Origin of the sequence: Cupriavidus consociatus (assembly GCF_017814975.1) — a bacterium.
Taxonomy (GTDB): Bacteria; Pseudomonadota; Gammaproteobacteria; order Burkholderiales; family Burkholderiaceae; genus Cupriavidus; species Cupriavidus consociatus.
Window position 1 is genome coordinate 1 of the sequence record NZ_JAGIQA010000047.1, and the last position, 19,545, is coordinate 19,545.

Below are 19,545 nucleotides of genomic sequence, written 5' to 3' on the forward strand. Positions count from 1 at the left end.
GGTCAGCAGGCCGGTCTATCCGCTCGACGACACCGCTGCCTGGGCAGGCTAAGGCAGCACTAAGCCAGCGTGCACATCGTTCCTAGCCAATGGTGCCGGCGGCGGCAGACATAGCGTGGATGGGCGTCTGCCTGCCCCAGCGCTCTACGCTGGCACCGACCTGGCTTGCGTGCAAAACTCCGTGAGAGTCCCCTTCGCGGCCACCACTCTTCAAGCACTGGTGCAAGCCGTCCAGCCTTGATATGAGGCGCCATCAGGTCCTAGGGCACATAAGCGAAGCCCAGGCCGTCCAATGCTGCCTGTAGCATCAGAAAGGTGTTGTTGCGTACTGTTCGTTCCAACCAGCTCGCGCTCAGGGCCGATACAGGCGCTGCCTTTGGAGTAGGGGTATGATATGAAATCGATTACTCAGGAGCGGTAAGTGGCCAGGAACGTCGCTGTGAAGGAACGGGCGCCAAATAGGCTGGCCGACGTGGCGAAGGCGGCCGGAGTGTCGGTTGCGACCGTGTCCCGCGCTTTCAATATCCCAGGCGCTGTGCGTGAGGACGTGCGCAAGCACGTGATAGCTACCGCGGAGCGACTGGGGTATACGCCCAATCCAGCCGCCAAGGCGTTGCGGACCCGACGTAGTCATATCGTTGGCGCTGTGATTCCGACTCTCGACTACGCCATTTACGCGAAGCTCATTGACGCCTTTCAGGCCACGATGAGAGCGGAAGGTCAGATGGTGTTCATCTTGAGCGCCGGCTTCGATAACCGACGGCTGTTCGAGCCCGTTCGCCAACTCGTTGAGAAAGGGGCTGAAGCGCTTCTTGTCGTCGGAAGAATTGAAGATGAGCAACTGGTCGAACATCTCAAGAGCCTCAACCTCCCTGTGGTGACCACTTTCTCATACATCGAGGACCAACCTTTCGCTTCAGTGGGGTTCGATAACTACGCGGCAACACACAAGGCCATCGAATACCTTATACAACTCGGCCACAAGCAAATAGCCATGCTTTCAGGGCCATCCCAAGGCAATGACCGTCAAACCTCACGCAAACAGGCTTTCGTTGATGCTTTGAAGGCCGCTCGCATCCCAGGGGAGCCGGTCATCATAGAAAGTCCTGTGGGATATAGCATGGAATTCGGCTCAGCCGCGACACAGCATCTGCTGGAGGATAGGCCGGAGACGACAGCCATACTTTGCAACAGTGATGTGCTAGCCTTCAGCGCTATCGCGCAATGTCGAAAGGCGGGATATCGCGTGCCTGAAGACATCACCATCGTCGGCCATGACGACTTGGATTTCGCCCGTCTCCTGGAACCGGCGTTGACAACGATTTCTGTCCCCGCGGAAGAAATGGGGCGCAAATGCGCGCGAGCACTACTGGATGCCTTAAATTTTGGCCGCAAGCCATCTTCCGACCGAATTCCTACTAGCTTGACCTTACGAGATTCGGCCGCACCTCCACGGCGCGCTCGACTGTTGAAGACCCAAAAGTCCAGGGCGTCATAAGAGCTCGCCTCAGGGCAATATATGCCAGATAGGGCACTTTAACTATCGACATAATTTTTGCGTCGGTTGCCGAACAGGGTAAATCCCAAGCATGTAATCCTTTACATTGATAGGGTGCTTTCGTACCATGGCTTCCAGGCCCTGATACGAACCTGGAAAGGGTGGAAAGCGCGGCGGATTTTGTAATCGATTACATATTTGGCCGCTCGCGGGCTGCGTACCTCGGTTGTGACTAATAGTATCCTTTTAAGAGAAGGTGGTTTATGAAGACGCTCCCCCAAGTCGCCGCAGCAGTGATCGCAATTTCGACGCTGCTTTCCTCTTTCTCGGCTGTTGCCGCAGAGGCCTATCCGAGTCGCCCTGTAGAGCTCGTGGTTGCGTTCCAGCCCGGCGGTGGCACCGACTCCATGGCTCGTGCATTCGCGGAAGCGTCCCGAAAGCACTTTAGCCAGCCGATTACGGTCATCAATAAGCCAGGCGCCAGCGGATCGATTGGCCTGGCCTATGCTGCTAGCAGCAACGACGGGTACCGTGTTGCTATGGTTTTCGCTGAACTGTTGACTCTGCCTCTCCTCAACATCGGCAAGGTCTCGTACGAGGACTTCCAGCCCATCGCGCAGTTCAGCTCGGACCCGACTTCGATTACGGTCCGTGCCGATGCGCCATGGAATACGGTTGAGCAGTTCATCGCATACGCCAAAGCCAACCCCGGAAAAATCAGCGTGTCCAATGCTGGCAACGGCTCGATTGGTCATGTTGCAGCCGCCGCTTTGGCCAAGAAAATCGACGCGTCGTTCAATCATGTCCCCTATCAAGGGAATGCCCCAGCGATTTTGGGACTTCTCGGTGGTCAGGTGGAAGCGACTACCGTGCCGTACGCAGAGTTGCGGCAATACGTTTCGTCTGGGAAACTTAAAACGCTTGCTGTAATGTCCGACAAGCGGCTGCCGGAGATTCCCCAAGTGCCCACATTGAAGGAAAAGTCGGTCGACCTTTCTGTAGGGGTGTGGCGCGGGATCGCCGTTTCGAAATCGACGCCGCCGGAGATTGTAGGCAAGCTGCGTGCCCTTGCGGCGGACGTAGCCAAAGAACCCTCCATGCAAGAGGCAGTCAAGAACTTGCACATGACCTTGGCCTATGTGGATGCGCCTGAGTTCAAAACGAACATGACCAAGGAAAGCGAACAGTTCAAACGCATCCTGCCGTCGCTCGCCCTAAAACAATAAACGCTATCGCGAATGTCAATCCACGCGGATAGCTGTGCGACCGCGTAGTACGCCCTAGCCGCACGATGCCTGCGCAAGTGGATGAGTGCAGCGCGTAAATCGCACCGGGATGTAATGGATTACATCGGATGCCGACAGACAGATCGTGCGTCTCGGTATCAAACAGGAGAAAAATCTTGACTACCAGCAGCCAGCAGCAAGACACCCAGGAAAAAGGCGTTGTCTATTACTTCACTCGCGACACAGAGGCAAGTTACTGGCAACCCAAGCCGGCTAACGGCCACGTGTCCGTTGCGGTTGCGCCGGGCATGACGAAAATGGAGCGCAACCTGGCGATGGGCACGCAAACGCTGCCGCCGGGTGGACGTGTACGCGAGCATGCTCATCCCGCAAACGAAGAGATTCTGCACTTCGTATCTGGTACCGGCACGGCGGTGGTGGATGGCGACGAATACAAGCTCGAGCCTGGTGTCACGCTATTTCTAGGCAAGCACAACTCGCACACCTTCCTCAACTCTGGAGACGTCGACCTGCACTGGGTGTGGTTCATGACGCCGAGCGGCCTTGAGACGTTTTTCCGGGATATCGGCCGTCCTCGTAAGCATGGGGAGGCCGCTCCGCAGCCTTTTGAGCGGCCTACGAACATCGGGCAGATTGAGAGCGCCGACAACGGCGTCTTCACCTACACCAAGAGTTAATCGGAACTGGCTGTGTCTGACGCAATTTTTTCTATGGACGAGGGAACAGGAGACGCAGGAGACGCCATTGTTCTGGTCTCTGGTCTCGGTGGTATGTCGTCCTTCTGGAACCCTGTCATCGGCGTCTTCAAAGACCGTAGGCGCGTCATCGCGCTTGACCATCCAGGCGTCGGTCGCAGCACTCTTGAAGGCAGGCCGTCCATTGAAGGCATCGCGCGTGCAGTCCTAAACGTGATGGACGAGAAGGAAATTGAGCGCGCACATATCGTAGGTCATTCAACCGGCTCGCTGGTTGCCCAGGCTCTTGCTTTGGATAGCCCGAAACGCGTGCAATCTATCGTGCTGAGTAGTGGTTGGGCGAAGCCGGATAAGCGATTCGAAGACTTCTTCGCGTACCGCAAGTATGTGTTGGCCAAGCTCGGGGGCAATGCCTACGACGCCCTTACCAAGCTGACGGCATACCCATCAGAGTGGTATGGACGCCATCTGGCGGCATCTGAGCCGTTGGATTTCGATGCGCCATCTCGTATCGACGTCGGCATGATTGAAGCGCGGATAGACATGCTGCTCACCTATAGCCGACGCGACGAACTCGCCGCCATCAAGTGCCCGACATTAGTGATTGGTGCGCAAGACGATTACATCATCCCGTTCCATCACTCCCTAGAACTTGCCGAGCTTATCCCCGGCGCCACGCTGCGAGAGCTGAGCGGCGGACATTTCGCACCCGTGACTCGCACCGACCCTTGGGTTTCGATTCTCGATCAATTCCTGGCGACTACAGCATGAACAACTCCATCATCTCGCGCATAGGGCTTCTCGGACTTGGCGCCATTGGAAAGCGCGTCTATGAAGCGCTCAGCACACGCTACCTTCCAAACGCCCGGTTCGCGGCGATTGATCCGCATGGGCATGCTAGTGACTTTGTGAGGACGCATCAAATCCAACTCTGCTCCGATACGGAAGATTTAGCTAGATGGAAGCCTGACCTCGTCATCGAGTGCGCCGGGCACGATGCCGTCGCGACCTCCGTGCCGGTTCTGCTGAAGAATGGTATTTCGGTGGTGATTGCCTCAATCGGGGCCCTGGCAGAGCAGCCGCTGCGCCAACACCTCGAAGCTGCCGCGGAAACCGGCGCAGCGAAGCTGATACTTGTTTCCGGCGCGATTGGTGGACTCGACGCTCTACGTTCAGCCCGGACGGCCGGGCTCGACAGCGTGGTGTATGTTGGCCGTAAGCCTCCACGGGCATGGCTCGGCTCCCCGGCGGAGGAGCGCTTCGATTTGGAGGCGATAAAGGAGGCCACCACGATCTTTCGCGGGACGGCAGCTGAAGCCTCGGTCAAATTCCCGAAAAACGCCAATGTGACGGCCGCTGTTGCGCTCTCCGGCTTGGGCTTCGACGCCACGCAGGTGGAGCTGATAGCCGATCCAGCTGTGGATCGTAACGTCCACGAGGTAGAAGCGGCAGGCCCGTTCGGCAGCATTAACGTACGGCTCGCAAACAATCCACTACCAGACAATCCCCGCACTTCCTGGCTCGCCGCCCTGAGTATTGAGGAAGCAGTATCCAAACAACTTTTGAACGTGATTTTCTGAGGACACATCATGAAGCTGAAAGACAAGGTTGCCCTGGTAACGGGCGCTGGCGCTGGCATTGGCGAAGCTACGGCGGAACTACTCGCACAAGAGGGTGCCAAGGTGGTCGTGGCCGATCGCAACATCGACAATGCTCGCGCGGTCGCCGCTCGCATCGGTGCCAACGCCGTCGCGCTGGAAGTCGATGTGTCCGACGCCAAGCAAGTGCAGCACATGGTGCGCAGTGCGGTCGAGCACTTCGGAGGTATCGATATCCTCGTGAACAACGCCGGCTTTGGCACCCTGGGCACCGTGGTGACGCTGGAAGAGAATGTCTGGGATAGCGTCATCGACGTCAACCTTAAGGGCGTCTATCTGTGCTCCAAGTATGCGATTCCGGAAATGGCACGGCGTGGCGGCGGTTCGATTGTCAACTTAGCCTCGACGATCTCGGTCGTTGGAATTCCCGACCGCGCCGCCTATGTTGCGGCGAAAGGCGGCGTCGCTGCGCTGACGCGAGCGATGGCTCTCGACCACTCGGCGGAGAACATCCGCGTCAATAGTGTGGCACCTGGTGTCATCAATTCGAGCTACTACGACAAGATGTTCAAAGAAGTGGAAGACCCCGTCGCGTTCCGCAAAGGCCTCGAAGCCCGCTCTCCGCTGAACAAGATGGGGGAGCCCGTCGACATTGCTCGGATGATCCTGTTCCTGGCATCCGAAGACTCCAGGTTTGCAACCGGTGCCATGTTTACCGTGGACGGCGGCTATACCGCACGGTAGGCGGTAGCATGATTCACGAACTTCGCGAATCATGGTCCTCTAAGCGCCAGATGGTCTGCATCACCATTGCTCACGCTCGTGAGGGCATGGGCCATGCTGGCCGTGATGGACGCGGTGCCGCGGGACGGATCAGACATCCCGCGGCACCGAATCCATGTCTACGCAGCCAGTGTTAATAAAGCGCGTGAGAAGGCAAGCTTTCTGGGGTGTGAGAACTAACGCCCACCTGTGTTCTGCACTTCGTCCAGTAACGCGCGCGCAGCCAGCTTGCCAAGATTGTTGCCCGCGAAGGGGCTGTCACCCGTGAGGAGCTTCCGGTCCCGAAACGTGCTGCCGTCAATTTCAGTGTTTACGATTTCGACTCCCATGGCAGCAAGTTTCTCGCCGAAGAACCAACGCAATGGACCGGGCATATAGCCAATGTCCGGGGTCTGCTTGTCCATGGCATCTGGGAATGCGCAGATGCGGTAGCCGCGAAAAAGATCTCCACCGTTGGGTTCGTCTACGCTGGCGGAAAGTAAGGCGGCAGGCCCGTGACACAGCGTGATGATGTACCTATCGTTTTGCATGGCCCACTGAAGGGTCGCCTTCATGTCCGCGCTGCAGGGTAGCCCCATTAGGGCACCATGTCCTCCAGGGATGAATACGGCAAGGTAGTTCGCATCCTTTTCCAATGACTTTACCACCTCAGCAAGCTTAAGCGGCTGCTGGAATTTTTGCTCGTACTTCGCGTAGAGAGCCTTTATCTCGGCGTCTTCAGAAGGGAATGCCCACCATTCAAATTTGGTCGGATTGCCCGATAAGGTGGCAATGTCGAACTCGAAGCCTGCGCGGTCCAGATGATACATTGGCAGGAGGGTCTCGACGGGATGGTTGCCGGTAGAAAAGAAGGTACCGTTTCCGGTCAGGAGATAACGCTCATCTGCAGCGACTAGTAACACTTTCCAGCGCGCCCCCTTATAAGCGTCCGGATAGTCTGCATCCGCGAGATTAGACTTCGGCGACGTAAATTGCGAAAGTGAGTAGGGGGAGGGAAAGAAGGCGTTGCGCTCGGCTGGGTCGGGCGTCGGCTGCTTGCTGTCTGTCTGGGACGTCATGATAGAATTCCTCATAAAGAAAAAGGAGTTTTAAATCTCGATTCCATCGGCCTTTACATAAAATGAGGGAAATCCCTCAATCACCAGCATATGCCGTGCATTCCGGCGCCTTGCTGTGTCTCTTGCTCCCCGCTCGTTAAATGTCTCCGCGCCACTTTCGGGTAATCATCGTTCGAAGGCAGGTAATTACTTAATCGGCGGGCGGCAGCTTCGCGGACAGTTCGGGGAAGTGGAGTTCGCCTTCGTAGGTCTCGGCGCCGGCTTTAAGAATCGCCTTCACTCGCGCCTGTATTGCCTCGTTGGCTACGCAAAGGTCGGCCTCACGCGCTTCCACCAACAACCCTTCCGAGAAGGATGCGTCCGATCCCATGTCCACGGCCGCTTTCATGTGGGTGATCGTAGTGGGAGGAAACGTCGCAATACGGCGTGCGATCTTGTCCACGAATGGCCCCAGTTCTCCGGCCGGCAGCGCGCGATTGATATAGCCGTAGTGGTCAGCCAGTTCCGCCGAGAAGTCTCCGCCGACCAACAGCACCTCGAGAGCACGTGCGCGCCCCATGCGCCGCGGCAGGCGCTGTGTGTTCCCGCCACCGGGAACGAGTCCGCAAACGACTTCAGGTTGGCCGAACACAGCCTTGTCTAGCGCGGCGAAGCACATGTCGGCGGCCAGTGCGATCTCGCAGCCGCCGCCCCGGGCGATGCCTTCGACCTTGGCGATCACAGCCTTGGGCATGTTACGCAGGCGCTCGCCGAGCATCTGGGTCAGGCGGAAGGTGCGTGTATTCGAAGTCGTCTTCGGCGCCGAGCCCACACGGTGCAGGCCAGAGTGCGCGATAAAGAACTTCGGCAGGGCGCTCTGCAGGATGACGACGCGTACATTAGCATCCTGTTCGAGTTGTCGGGTCAGCCGGTCAAACTCCTCCGACAGCACTTCATCAAGTAGGTTAAACGGCGGGTAGTTCAACGTAACGGTGGCGACGCCGTGGTCCTGGGTGACCAGGATATGTTTGTAATCGGTGTAGTTCGCGCCGGCCTCCTGGGGTAGAGCAGAGCTTTCGGAAGCCGCCCCAGCCTCGGCCGAGGCGAGCAACACTCCCGGCGTGAGTGTTGCGGCACCGATGGACTGGACGAAGGATCGTCTTGAGATAGTCGACATGGCAGGTTCTTTGGTTGAACTCATATCGCGCCTGCCGAGCCAGGCTCGGCGAGAAGTTCGCGGCGAAATCGATACTTGAAGTACGTTACGAATCGCATGACGTCATTCCTGAATGCTTGAAACTAAACATCCACGCTATGGCCTGCAATTCCATTCGCGAGCAGCTGCTTGTGGAAAGGCGAGAGTCGTCGTCAGCCTTGAAGCGAGCCTCGCTTCCGCAATGATCCCTTTATCTTTGCGGCTTTTTCAAGGTTCCTCCCTAAGTGGGGGGGAGTCCAGGCAGATCTTAGGCAACGTAGGCGCGATGCTGAAGTCGGCGTTCTGCTCGAGCACACGAGCATTGGGCCAGGACAAACGATGCTTGGTAACAGCGACGAAATGGCATCGTCGGGGACTCCCCCCCGCCTTCCCCCCCTCTGACGGTTTGTGGGTTGACTTTCGTTTCGGCGATCATCTATTACTGTCGTACCCGAATCTGCTCGGCTGATCCAAATGAAGGCGAGTTAAAACATGGATGGCAAGAGCCAGACAGATGATCCGGCGCGGGAGTGGAAAAATTGTCTGGACCTCTTCCGTCGCCGGCTTGGTCAAGGTGCCGTGGGTGGCAGCGTATGCTGCGTCCAAACATGCTGTCGAGGCGTTGTGCGCATCAATGCGCGAGGAATTGAAATCTTGTGGGGTCCAGGTCGCAACGGTGAATCCCGGTGCCTATCGCACTGGCTTCAACGATACCGGCATGGAAAGCATGGACCAATGGTGGGAAGACGGACAGCAAGTGATGCAGCCACGCGTGAAGCGTCCGCTGAGTAACCAGCATGACCCGCAGGAAATGATTGATACCATCATCGATGTCATTACCGCCGCGTCGCATCCCTATCGCACGGTCGGGCCCCAGTCAGCTGGCGAGATGGTGCGCCGCGAACAGGCCGAAGAATGGGATGTGATCGTCTAGTGAATCGCTCGCGAAACCGGGAAGCGCCTCCGACCCAATCGTCTTGCGCCGACGCGGCGCAAGAGCCCCGGTGCTTGCCGGCGCTGATCCTGACAAAGCTGGCGCCGCCGCGAACGCGCCACTATGTGCACCGTGCGCGTGCCATCGGGCTGCTGCGTACCGGCCTGGAGCGCAAGCTGACGGTGCTGGTGGCACCGGCGGGCTTCGGCAAGACTTCTTTGTTGAGTGAATGGAAGCATTGCCTGGAGGGCGAAGGGTGCGCCGTCGGCTGGCTGAGCATAGACGCAGACGACGACGATCTGTTCCAGTTCTGCGCCTACCTGCTCGCCGCAGCCAGGAACGCGTACCGGCAAGCCGGCGAGCCGGTTGCGCGCCGGCTGGAGCCGGATCCACTGGCGTCGGCGGAGGCAATGCTTGCCGAGTTGCTCAATGCGGTCGCGACGCTGCCCCGACGGCTGGTGCTGGTGCTGGACGACTTCGACCGGCTGGCCGCTCCTGCCATTCATGAAGCGGTATTCCGCCTACTGCGCTATGCGCCCGATAACCTGCACGTGCTCGTCGCGGGGCGCAGCGAGCCGGCGTTTCCGCTGAGCTATTTCGAGGCGCGTGGCCAGTTGCTGAGGCTGGATGTGCAAGCGTTGCGCTTTGACGGCGCGGAGACGCAGGCGTTTTTCTCGGCCGTTTCCGGCCGCACGCTGAGCGCTGCGCAGACCGAGGCGTTGCTGCAGGCGACCGAAGGTTGGGTGGCCGGCTTGCAGCTGGCGTCATTTGCCTTGAGCGAGAACGAACCGGCCAGGGAATTCACCGAACGCTTGCCGTTTGCCCGGCGCAGCATCGAAGCGTATCTCAATGAAAACGTCTTCGTTCACGTTCCTGAGGCGCTGCAGATCTTTCTATTGCGAACATCGGTTCTGGACCGGATGTCCGTGCCGCTGTGCAATGCGGTGGCGGCGACCGATGCCGCGCATGACAGTTTTGAGTGGCTCGTCGCGAGGAATATGTTCGTCCGGCCGCTCGACCCTGAGTGCGAGTGGTACCGCTATCACGCGCTGTTTGCCGAGTACCTGAGAAAGCGCCTGCTGCGGGAGCGGCCGCATGAAGCGGTCTGTCTGCATCGCCGTGCCAGTGAGTGGTTCGCGGCGCAGTCGCTGTGGCCGGAAGCCGTCAGACACGCGTTGGCCGCGGGCGATGTCGATCGCGCCGCCGGCTGGGTCGAGCAGTGCGCAATGAGCCTGGTCGAAGAGAGCGACGTGCGCACGGTCCTGAGCTGGGTCGCCAAGCTGCCCGCCGAAGCTGTACACGGTCGGCTGCGCCTGAGGCTGGCGCATGCATGGGCGCTTGCGCTGACGATGCAGACCCTCGCGGCCAAAGCGGCGCTGCAGGCGGTCGAGGACGACATTGATCGCGGGGGGCTGGCCCTGAGCAACGTGGTGCGCGTCGGGTTGCAGGCGGTCAGGGCACTGATCGCGGGCCTGTCCGATGAGAGCCAGCTCTCACTTGAAATGGGGCGCAAGGTGCTTGCGCTCGGCCCGGAAGCCAGCTCATGGGAGAAAGGCATCGGGCTGACTACGCAGATCTTCGGGCTCAGCTATGCGGCGGGGTTCGACGAGGTCAAACGCCTGCGGCGTACGCTCATCCTCAGTACCGGGGCGGATACGCCGATCTACGCCAAGGTGTACCGGCAGAGCATGGTTGGGCTCAGCCTGTTCGTGGAAGGCAGGCTGGGCGAGGCGGTTCAGACGCTGGAAGATGTACTGCGCGAATCCAATGCGCGCGCCGGAAGGCATTCAGCTGCATCCGTGCTCCCGGTCGGATACCTGGCCGCCATTCACTATGAATGGAATGACCTGGACCGGGTCGCCGAATTGCTAGAGGGCCGGCTCGAGATGGCACTGCAAGCGTGCTCGCTGGGGCCACTGATCGGCTTTTGCGTGACGCTGGCGCGGCTGCGCCTGCTGGCGGGCAACCAGGACGAAGCCTACCGGATCGTGGAAGACGCAGAAGCCATTGCCCGCGAGCGCCAGTGGCTGCGCATGCAGGTCGCGTGCAAAGCCGAGGCAATTCGCATAAGTATCGGTGCTGGAGATATCAGCCGCGCCACGCGGATCGGGAACGACCTGGAGGCCCTCGTCGGGCCGAAGCACGCGACCTTGCAGGGCAGTTACCTGGAGACCTGGCAACGCTTCCAGGTGGCGCATTGCCGGCTGCTGGTGCGGCGCGGCCGCGCCGCGCAGGCCGTGCCCATCCTCCAGGGCGTGCAGGCGGAGTTGCGTGCGGCGGGCATGCTGTACATGTCCGCCCAGATTTCTGTGATGCTGGCGGTCGCGCTGCACAGTGCGGGGCAGCGTGCAGAGGCCGTGCTGGCCATGGGCGCCGCGCTCGCGTATGGACAGAAGAACGGCCTGCACCGCGTCTTTATTGACGCCGGGCCGCCGGTCCGGGAGATTCTTGACGCGCTGCGTCAGCGGCAAGACCGCCTGGCCGGGATCGAGCCCTGGTATCTGAGTGGGCTATGCGCTGGGTTCGATGCGCCGGCGAGCGCGCCGGAGGTCAAGGATGAGCAGACGGAGCCGGTGGCAGCCAGCCGCCTGAGCGCGCGCGAGGTGGAGATCCTGGACTATGTGGCACAGGGGCTTTCCAACAAGGAAATTGCCCGGGCAATTCGTGTCGCGCCCGAAACGGTGAAGTGGCATCTGAAGAATATCTTTGAGAAGCTGAAAGTGAATTCCCGCATCCAGGCGGTGCGCAGCGGCCTGGGTCGGGACCTCCCGCGGGTCACGGAGCGAACCGTGCCGCGGAGCTAGCGGCCGGCGCGCAAGACCCGAGCGCGATTAACCCGGCCCTGTACTTCGCAGCCGGCCCCCCACTGCTGCGCGGTATCCTGGCGCTGCCCCGGAGATCATCGCACGCCGCGCCGGCGCTCCAGGTTCGCTGCGTCCGTTCATCCGTTTCCCTGCATTGCGCCTACTGATCCATCTTCAGCACGATCTTGCCGATATGAGTGCCAGAGTCCATCAGTTCATGTGCGGCGCGAGCGTGTTCCAGTGCAAAGGTCTGGTAAATGACCGGCTTGACGGCTCCGGTGGCCATCAGCAGCCAGACCTGATTCGCGAGCTCGCGGATGATCTCGGCCTTCTCTTCGGGCGTGCGCGAGCGCAAGGTCGAGCCGATATGGGTAAGCCGCTTCGTCAGCATGGGGAACAAGTCGACTTCCTTGGCAACGCCCTTGATCACGCCGATTTGCACGATGCGCACGTTAATGGCGGCCGCGGAAGACATCGGGGCCATTGACGCCTGCCGCCTGGTGGCGATTGACGAGATTGTGCTTGCCTTCGAGCGCCTGCGCTAGCAAGGGCGGATGGCGTGCCACCCTTTCGGGAGGGGCATTGACTGGGCTGGCGCATGCGGGATGATGTTCCGGAGGGCTGACGCATGCAATGACAGCTTGCTCCGTGACCAATCTTCCGGGAGACCCATGATGAGCCAGATCGAAACCGTTCAGACGTTCTTCGCGCGCTACTGCAAGCATGACCTCGATGGCATGCTGACAATGTTCGCTCCAGGTGCGCGGATCGACTATGTCCCCTTGATGATGGCAGGGCCGGTCGACGAGACCCGAAGAAATATCTGGAGCACGTTGATCGATGGCTTCCCGGACCTGAGCAATCGGGTCACCGCGATGTATTCCGGCGACGCTCGACGCACCGTGATTGCCGAAGTCACCATTACGGGACCGCAGTCGCGGGATGTGCTGGGGATAGCCAACCGGGGCCAATCGTTCTCGCTGCCGCACCTCTTCATTGCACGCGTCGACAGCCAGGCCAGGATCGAGTTCATGCGCGCCTACTGGGACAACGCGGCGTTTTATGCCGCGCTGGCCCATGCCGCGCCGTAGGCTGGCCCAGCTGGTCGTGCGCCCTGAAGTCAGTGCGTGGACGCTGCGGCAGCCCCATGGCCGGTCTGTGCGCGAACCAGCTGCGCGTCGAAGGCCTGGCGCTCTGCCTCCGCCCTGGCGCTCCGGTCGAAACGCGAGCACAGGTAGGTGACCAGGAACGCGAATGGGACCGTGAACAGCGCCGGGTGGTCGTACGGAAAGATGGCGGAGGGATGCCCCAGCACGTTCTTCCAGACCGCGGGGGAAAGGAACACCAGCGCGACCGACGACACCAGGCCCGACGCCACGCCCCAGACCGCGCCGCGGCTGGTCAGGCCGCGCCAATACATCGAAAGCACCAGCACTGGAAAGTTCGCCGAGGCCGCCACATTGAAAGCCAGCGCGACCAGGAACGCGAGGTTCTGTCCCTTGAAGGCGATCCCCAACAGCACCGCAACGACGCCGATGGCCAGCGTGGCCTTTTTGGTGACGGCGATCTCGGCTGCCTCGGTGGTAGTGCCGCGGCGCAGGACACCGGCGTAGATGTCGTGGGAGATCGCGGAAGCGCCCGCGAGCGTCAGGCCTGACACCACGGCGAGAATCGTGGCAAAGGCGACAGCCGCCAGGAATCCGAGGAACAGATTGCCGCCGGTCGCGCTGGCGAGATGCATCGCAACCATGTTGCCGCCGCCAAGCAGCTTTCCGCCGACGAGGCCGCCTTCGAAAAAGCGAGGGTCAGTACCGACGATCACTATGGCGGCGAGACCGATGGCGAACATGGCGAGGAACATGTAGCCAATGCAGGTGCTGGCTACCAGCACGCTCTTGCGCGCCTCGCACGCATTCGGCACCGTAAAGAAGCGCATCAGGATATGCGGGAGTCCCGACAGCCCAAGCACGGTGGCCACGCAAAGCGAAAGCGCCGAGACCGGGTCGGCGAACAGCGTGCCAGGGGCGAGCAGTCCCGGACCGCTGCGATGGACCGCGATCGCCTTGGCGGCAAGCGCTTCAAGGCTGAAGCCGAAATGCCCCAGCGCCAGTAGCATCAGCAGCGATCCGCCGAACAGCAGCAGCACGGCCTTGATGATCTGCACCCATGTCGTGGCGATCATGCCGCCAACGGTCACGTAGATCATCATGAGCGCGCCGACGCCGATGACGGCATAGACATAGTCGATGCCGAACAGCAACTGCACCAGTTCGCCGGCGCCGACCATCTGCACGATCAGGTAGAGCAGCACCACTACCAGGCTGCTGGCTGCCGCCATGCAGCGCGTGCTGACCGGATCGAGCCGATCCGAAATAATGTCGACGAAGGTGAACTTGCCGAGATTGCGTAGCCGCTCGGCCATCAGGAACAGCATGACCGGCCAGCCGATGAAGAAGCCGACGATATACAGCAGCCCGTCAAAGCCGCGCGCATAGACCAGGCTGACGACGCCAAGCAGGGTTGCGGCCGACATGTAGTCGCCCGCAACTGCCAGCCCGTTCTGCATGCCGGTGATGCCCCCGCCGGCGGTAAAGAAGTCATTGGCGGTCCGGGTGCGCAGGGAGGCCCGGTACGTGATGCCCAGCGTCAGCGCGACGAAGAGCAGAAACATGGCGATGGCCTGGAGGTTCATTGCGCAGCCTCCGACAGAATCTGCTGCATCATCGCCTCCAGCTTGCCGTTGGCCCGACGCACGTAGAACCACGTCGCGCCCCACCCCAGCAGCATGACCCCAATGGCAAGGACGATGCCAAGGTTGAACAATGTTTCCGGATGAAGCCGCTCGGCCAGGCGCTGGGGCTGCATGGCAACTGCAAGCATCAGCGCGAGAAAGGGGGCAAGGACGAGGACCAGCAAGGCGCGCGAGAGGCGGGCGCGCCGGCGGACCAGTTCGCCGAACCTGGGATGGCGCCTGATGCGCTCTGTTGTGGTGGAAGCTTGCATTGCTTTGTCTCCTGAAGCGGTTTTTCCAGTGAAAACGCACCCGCCACGCCGGCATTGGCGGCCGGCATATCGATGGGTGCCGGAATGGGGAAAAAGGGGCTAGGCAGCCTGGTACTTTTCGCGCAGCAGGCGCTTGTTGATCTTGCCCACGCTGGTCTTCTCGATCGCGTCGACAATGAGCACCCGTTCCGGGATCGCATACTTCGAGATCGCACCACGGCGGGCGAATTCGCGCAGATGCTCCTGGATCTCGGCGGGTCCGGCCGACTGTCCCGGCCGCAGCACGATCAACGGCAGGGGACGTTCGCCCCACCGCGCATCCTTGATGCCGATGACGGCCACTTCGCTCACGGCAGCGTGGCGCGAAATCAGGTCTTCGAGCTCCAGCGACGACACCCACTCGCCACCGCTCTTGATCACATCCTTGATGCGATCGGTGACCTGCAGATAGCCGTCGCTGTCGATCGAGCCAATATCGTTGGTATGGAGGTAGCCTCCGGCCCACAGGTGCTCGGACTCCGCCGCATTGCCGAGATAGCCCTGCGTGAGCCACGGCGCACGGACCACGATCTCTCCACTGGTCTTGCCGTCGTGCGCAATGTCGCGCATATCGTCATCGACAATGCGCAGGTCGACGAGCGGAATGGGCAGGCCGGTCTTGGTGCGCACGTCGAGTTCGGTGGTGGCATCGCCAAGCAGCGTAGTCTTCACCTGCGCCAGCGTGAGGATGGGGCAGGTCTCCGACATGCCGTAGCCGGTGAACACGTCGATGCCGCGGTCGATGGCGGCCTGTGCCAGGCCCCTCGGCAGCGCCGATCCGCCCACGATGATCTTCATGCCGTTCAGGTCGACCGCCGCCGAATCCGGGTGCGACAGGATCATATGGAGCAGCGTGGGCACGCCATGAGAGAACGTGACGCGCTCGCCTTGCATCAGCCGCAGCAGATGATCCGCGGCGTAGCGGCCCGGGTAGACCTGCTTCATGCCAAGCGCCGTCGCCACATAGGGCATGCCCCATGCGTGCACGTGGAACATCGGCGTCAGCGGCATATAGACGTCGTCCCTATGTACGCGCCCCTGGCTGGGCGCACCGGCCAGCGCCGCCATGGTGGCCAGCGTATGAACCACGATCTGCCGATGGCTGAAGTACACCCCTTTCGGCAGCCCGGTGGTGCCGGTGGTGTAGAAAGTCGTCGCCCGGGCGTTCTCGTCGAAATCCGGGAAGGGGTAATCGGGCGGCGATGCTGCCAGCAACGCCTCATACTCGGCGCTGAAGCCATCAGGCAAGGGCGCGCTGTCGAGTGAAAAGCTGTCTTCCCCGACCAGGACGAAACGCTCGACCGTTTCGAGTTGGGCGCGAATCGATTCAAGCACGGGCAGGAAGTCGGCATGGACAATCAGCAGCCTGACGCCCGCGTGGTGCAGGGTGTAGGCAATCTGTTCCGGCGACAGCCGCACATTCACCGTCATCAATACCGCACCCATCATGGGGATGCCGAAATAGCCCTCGAGGTAGCGATGGCTGTCCCAGTCCATCACTGCCACCGTATCGCCCGGTTCAATGCCGAGCGATTGCAGGCCGCTTGCGAGTTGGCCGATGCGGTGCCGCATAGTCCAGTAGCTGTGCCGCACCTGGCCGCGGTAGACGATCTCCTGCTCTGGGTTGGTTGCCAGCGGCGCATGCAGGAGCTGCTTGATGAGCAGCGGATAAGCATACGCCGAAGGGGTGCGTGGAATGGGGGTAGGCCGTGTCACGGAGGGACTCCTTGGTCGCTGTGGCAGCGGCCCGGGCAGCATGCGCCAGTGGCGTGCATGCTGGCGCCAGGGACGCCGGATGCCTGGCAGCGTAAGCACCGGGGCACTGTTTTTCAGCCCCCCGATAGGGGAGGCGCGAGCCCTCGCAAGACTGGCCGGAGGGTGGTCGTTCGGGGGGCTCCCCGTTCGGGTGGCTGGTTTCCCGAACGCGGCGGCTTAACCTCCGTTCCGACAACCGCGTCGAAGGAGACGGCAAATATGGCTTCCCCACCTCGTCCTCAACCTGTCTTTCCCGATCTCGGGGGCAAAGTGGCACTTGTGACCGGCGCATTCGGCGGGCTTGGCCGCCACTTCGCGCTGACCCTGGCAAACGCTGGATGCCGCGTAGTGCTTGCCGGCCGCCGACTCGCCGAAGGGGAACGCTTGCTGGCGGAGATCAGCGCGCTGGGCGCCAGCGGATGCGTCGTGCAACTGGATGTATGCAACGCCGATTCCGTATCCGGCGCGTTCTTCCAGGCCGAGCAGGCGCTGGGGGCGGTGGAGATCGTCATCAACAGTGCCGGCATTGCGACCACCGAGCCCGCGCTGCGAACGACCGAGCAGGATTGGGCGCGGGTGATCGAAACCAACCTGACAGGTGCCTGGCGTGTCGCGCAGTACGCTGCTCAGCAGATGCGCGATGCTGGTCGCCCGGGCAGCATCATCAATATCGCCTCGATACTTGGCCTGAGGGTCGCGCAGCAAGTCGCCGCCTACACGGCCGCCAAGGCTGGCCTGATCCACCTGACGCGGGCGCTCGCGCTGGAATGGGCGCGTCATGGCATCCGCGTGAACGCACTGGCGCCCGGCTATTTTGCCACCGACATCAACCGCGCCTTCTTCGAGACCGAAGGCGGCCAAGCCATGGTCAGGCGGATCCCACAGCGGCGCCTCGGACAGCCCGCTCAACTGGACGGCGCCTTGCTGCTGCTGGCCTCCGAGGCTTCCGGCTACATCACCGGTGCCGTGCTGCCTGTCGACGGCGGGCACCTTGTCAGCTCGCTGTAATGCACCGCGCGACCTTCGTACCAGCCAGAGAGAGATACCGATGAACCTAACCACCCAACGCGACTGGGACGCGCTGGCAACGCTGCTGCATGCGCGCGGGCTGATCGAGCACGCCTCGCTCACCGCCACGCGCCTGACCGGCGGCCAGTCGAATCCGACATTCCTCGTCTCATCCGGCACGCAGCGCTATGTCTTGCGCATGAAGCCGGTCGGTCAGATAGAGGCCAAGGCGCATGCCATAGACCGTGAGTACCGCGTCATGCATGCGCTGCAGGGCAGCGATGTGCCGGTCCCCGCCGTGTATCTGTTCAGCGAAGACCTTTCCGTCGTGGGTAGCCCCTTTTACCTGATGGAGTACCTCGATGGCAGGGTGCTTGTGGATCAGTCGCTGCCGGGCATGCAGCGCGCCGAGCGCGGCGCCATCTATGCGGAGATGAATCGCGTGATGGCGGCGCTGCATCGCGTCGATGTCCAGACTGTGGGGCTAGCCGACTACAGCCCGGGCGGCAATCACCTGGCGCGCCAGATCGCCAGCTGGACCCGCCAGTGCCGCACCACCGGCGCCGCGAACAGCTCCGCCATGCAAGCATTGATGAACTGGCTGCCGAGGCACATACCGGCAGACGACGAGAGCCGGCTCGTCCATGGCGACTTCCGCCTCGACAACCTGGTCTTTCATTCGAGCGAACCGAAGGTCATCGGCGTGCTGGACTGGGAGCTGTCCGCGCTGGGGCACCCGCTGGTTGATTTCGCCTACCACTGCCTGAGCTGGCACATCCCGCCGTCGCTATGGCGCGGCATCGCCGGTCTCGACCTTGCCGGCCTTGGCATCCCGACCGAGGAAACCTACATGCGGTGGTATCTCGATGCCAACGGTATGGAGGGAATGGAACACTGGGATTTCTATATCGCCTACAACCTGTTCCGCCTCGCCGCCATCCTGTTCGGCATTGCCGAACGTGCCCGGCACGGCAATGCGGCGGCTGGCGATGCCACGGAAACCGGGCGCAAGGCCGGGCCGATGGCAGATCTGGGGTGGCACTACGCCATGCGCTATGAAGCCGGACGTAGAGTGACTACCTGAAAGCGGACGCTGCCAACGCGACCGCATCTAGTGGGAATGATGAGCACTGCTCGCACGGACTTCCGCTGCTGTTCCGCCGTCAATGGCTTGACGATTCCCGGACCGCCGCCCAGTTCGGCATCGTCCTTCCGTGACAAGTCCATCAGACAGGAAACTGCGTCGTCGATAGCACCTGCTTGAGCACCATGAACGACCGGATCTGCCTCACGCCCGGCAGGTAGAGCAATTGTTCCGCATGGAGGCGGTTGAAGCTCTCACTGTCCCTCGTGCGCACCAGCATGAAGTAATCGAATTCGCCGGTTACCACATGGCATTCCATGCAGCCGGATACCTTTTGCGCGGCAGACTCGAACAGTGCGAAGGACTCGGGCGTGGAGCGATCCAGCACCACGCCGATCATCACAAGCATTCCCGCATCCAGCGCAGCGGGGTTCAGCAGCGCCACGATGCCACGGATCAGTCCCATTTCCTTGAGTCGTTCCACGCGCCGCAGGCAGGCTGGCGGGCTCAGGTTGACCTTTGCTGCCAAGGCCACGTTGGAGATCGAGGCGTCCTGCTGCAGGGCGCGCAGGATCGCCTTGTCGGCGCGGTCGAGCGTGTCCACATGGGGCGCCGATGGCGGCGTTTGCGACGCGGCCCGAACTGGTGCATCGGGGGCGGATTTGGTGCGAAATTTTGTTTCTTTCATTTGTGCTGGAAAAGAATATTTGACGGTATCAACGTAGTTCTGCCTATTAATAGTGTTCAAAATCTTGATTCTTTGCAAGCACGTTTCGTGGCTTTTTTTCTAGGATAGAGTCCGTCGCCGCATCGCCGGATTGCTGTGAGGCACACCGATGACGGGACGACACCCCTAACACTGGAG

Annotated in this window: 18 protein-coding genes and 1 pseudogene; 12 read left to right on the plus strand and 7 right to left on the minus strand. The window is 61.1% G+C overall.

Features of this window, described 5'->3' with window-relative positions:
* Positions 1-421: 421 nt before the first annotated feature.
* The 6 genes from J8I82_RS34975 to J8I82_RS35000 all read left to right on the plus strand — a co-directional run bounded on the left by J8I82_RS34975 (position 422) and on the right by J8I82_RS35000 (position 5,782).
* On the plus strand, positions 422-1,498 hold the full coding sequence (locus J8I82_RS34975) for a LacI family DNA-binding transcriptional regulator (RefSeq protein WP_209764487.1): 1,077 nt from the start codon (positions 422-424) through the stop codon (positions 1,496-1,498).
* 263 nt (positions 1,499-1,761) lie between these two features.
* On the plus strand, positions 1,762-2,724 hold the full coding sequence (locus tag J8I82_RS34980; RefSeq protein ID WP_209764489.1) for a Bug family tripartite tricarboxylate transporter substrate binding protein: 963 nt from the start codon (positions 1,762-1,764) through the stop codon (positions 2,722-2,724).
* Positions 2,725-2,900: 176 nt separating this feature from the next.
* Positions 2,901-3,422, plus strand: coding sequence for a cupin domain-containing protein (locus tag J8I82_RS34985; RefSeq protein WP_245180491.1), 522 nt, complete (start codon positions 2,901-2,903; stop codon positions 3,420-3,422).
* 12 nt (positions 3,423-3,434) lie between these two features.
* Complete coding sequence (locus tag J8I82_RS34990; protein WP_284183247.1) at positions 3,435-4,211, plus strand: alpha/beta fold hydrolase; 777 nt, start codon at positions 3,435-3,437, stop codon at positions 4,209-4,211.
* Positions 4,208-5,020 (plus strand): aspartate dehydrogenase, encoded by an 813-nt coding sequence (locus J8I82_RS34995; RefSeq protein WP_209764493.1) that lies wholly within the window; start codon positions 4,208-4,210, stop codon positions 5,018-5,020. Before J8I82_RS34990 ends, J8I82_RS34995 begins: the two co-directional genes overlap by 4 nt.
* 9 nt (positions 5,021-5,029) lie before the next feature.
* Positions 5,030-5,782, plus strand: a complete 753-nt coding sequence (locus J8I82_RS35000; protein WP_209764495.1) for an SDR family oxidoreductase — start codon at positions 5,030-5,032, stop codon at positions 5,780-5,782.
* A gap of 215 nt (positions 5,783-5,997) precedes the next feature.
* On the opposite strand, the gene hchA is transcribed toward J8I82_RS35000, so the two are convergent.
* Both hchA and J8I82_RS35010 read right to left on the minus strand, forming a co-directional pair.
* Positions 5,998-6,879 carry a glyoxalase III HchA gene (gene hchA, locus J8I82_RS35005; RefSeq protein ID WP_209764497.1) on the minus strand — a complete coding sequence of 294 codons (882 nt, stop codon included), beginning with the start codon at positions 6,877-6,879 and terminating at the stop codon, positions 5,998-6,000.
* A 190-nt stretch (positions 6,880-7,069) separates the two neighbouring features.
* Entirely contained in the window at positions 7,070-8,035 is a 966-nt protein-coding gene (locus tag J8I82_RS35010; RefSeq protein WP_209764499.1) for an enoyl-CoA hydratase/isomerase family protein, read from the minus strand.
* 514 nt (positions 8,036-8,549) lie between these two features.
* Between J8I82_RS35010 and J8I82_RS35015 the strand changes: the two genes are divergently transcribed.
* Complete coding sequence (locus J8I82_RS35015; RefSeq protein ID WP_245180492.1) at positions 8,550-8,987, plus strand: SDR family NAD(P)-dependent oxidoreductase; 438 nt, start codon at positions 8,550-8,552, stop codon at positions 8,985-8,987.
* A 74-nt stretch (positions 8,988-9,061) separates the two neighbouring features.
* A complete protein-coding gene (locus J8I82_RS35020) occupies positions 9,062-11,791 on the plus strand; it encodes a winged helix-turn-helix domain-containing protein (RefSeq protein ID WP_245180493.1) in 2,730 nt (909 codons plus the stop codon).
* A 160-nt stretch (positions 11,792-11,951) separates the two neighbouring features.
* Here J8I82_RS35020 and J8I82_RS35025 read toward each other — a convergent pair.
* Positions 11,952-12,260, minus strand: a pseudogene (locus J8I82_RS35025) (zinc-binding dehydrogenase); the annotation flags it as partial.
* Between J8I82_RS35025 and J8I82_RS39235 the strand changes: the two are divergent.
* The gene (locus J8I82_RS39235) at positions 12,214-12,336 is read left to right on the plus strand and encodes a hypothetical protein (RefSeq protein ID WP_280908699.1); all 123 of its coding nucleotides are present in this window, start codon (positions 12,214-12,216) and stop codon (positions 12,334-12,336) included. The pseudogene J8I82_RS35025 and the gene J8I82_RS39235 overlap by 47 nt on opposite strands.
* Positions 12,337-12,462: 126 nt before the next feature.
* On the plus strand, positions 12,463-12,882 hold the full coding sequence (locus tag J8I82_RS35030; protein ID WP_245180494.1) for a nuclear transport factor 2 family protein: 420 nt from the start codon (positions 12,463-12,465) through the stop codon (positions 12,880-12,882).
* 29 nt (positions 12,883-12,911) lie between these two features.
* On the opposite strand, the gene actP is transcribed toward J8I82_RS35030, so the two are convergent.
* The 3 genes from actP to J8I82_RS35045 form a co-directional block, all read right to left on the minus strand.
* Positions 12,912-14,483: a cation/acetate symporter ActP gene (gene actP, locus J8I82_RS35035; protein ID WP_209764503.1), complete on the minus strand. Its 1,572-nt coding sequence runs from the start codon at positions 14,481-14,483 to the stop codon at positions 12,912-12,914.
* Positions 14,480-14,794, minus strand: a complete 315-nt coding sequence (locus tag J8I82_RS35040; RefSeq protein WP_209764505.1) for a DUF485 domain-containing protein — start codon at positions 14,792-14,794, stop codon at positions 14,480-14,482. Before J8I82_RS35040 ends, actP begins: the two co-directional genes overlap by 4 nt.
* Positions 14,795-14,893: 99 nt before the next feature.
* The gene (locus J8I82_RS35045; RefSeq protein WP_209764507.1) at positions 14,894-16,549 is read right to left on the minus strand and encodes a fatty acid--CoA ligase; all 1,656 of its coding nucleotides are present in this window, start codon (positions 16,547-16,549) and stop codon (positions 14,894-14,896) included.
* A 258-nt stretch (positions 16,550-16,807) separates the two neighbouring features.
* Between J8I82_RS35045 and J8I82_RS35050 the strand changes: the two genes are divergently transcribed.
* Together J8I82_RS35050 and J8I82_RS35055 are read left to right on the plus strand one after the other, a co-directional pair.
* On the plus strand, positions 16,808-17,596 hold the full coding sequence (locus tag J8I82_RS35050) for an SDR family NAD(P)-dependent oxidoreductase (protein WP_209764508.1): 789 nt from the start codon (positions 16,808-16,810) through the stop codon (positions 17,594-17,596).
* A 40-nt stretch (positions 17,597-17,636) separates the two neighbouring features.
* Complete coding sequence (locus tag J8I82_RS35055; protein ID WP_209764509.1) at positions 17,637-18,680, plus strand: phosphotransferase; 1,044 nt, start codon at positions 17,637-17,639, stop codon at positions 18,678-18,680.
* Between the two features lie 142 nt (positions 18,681-18,822).
* Here the strand turns inward: J8I82_RS35055 and J8I82_RS35060 are convergent, their stop codons facing one another.
* The gene (locus J8I82_RS35060; protein WP_209764529.1) at positions 18,823-19,368 is read right to left on the minus strand and encodes an Lrp/AsnC family transcriptional regulator; all 546 of its coding nucleotides are present in this window, start codon (positions 19,366-19,368) and stop codon (positions 18,823-18,825) included.
* Positions 19,369-19,545: the final 177 nt, after the last annotated feature.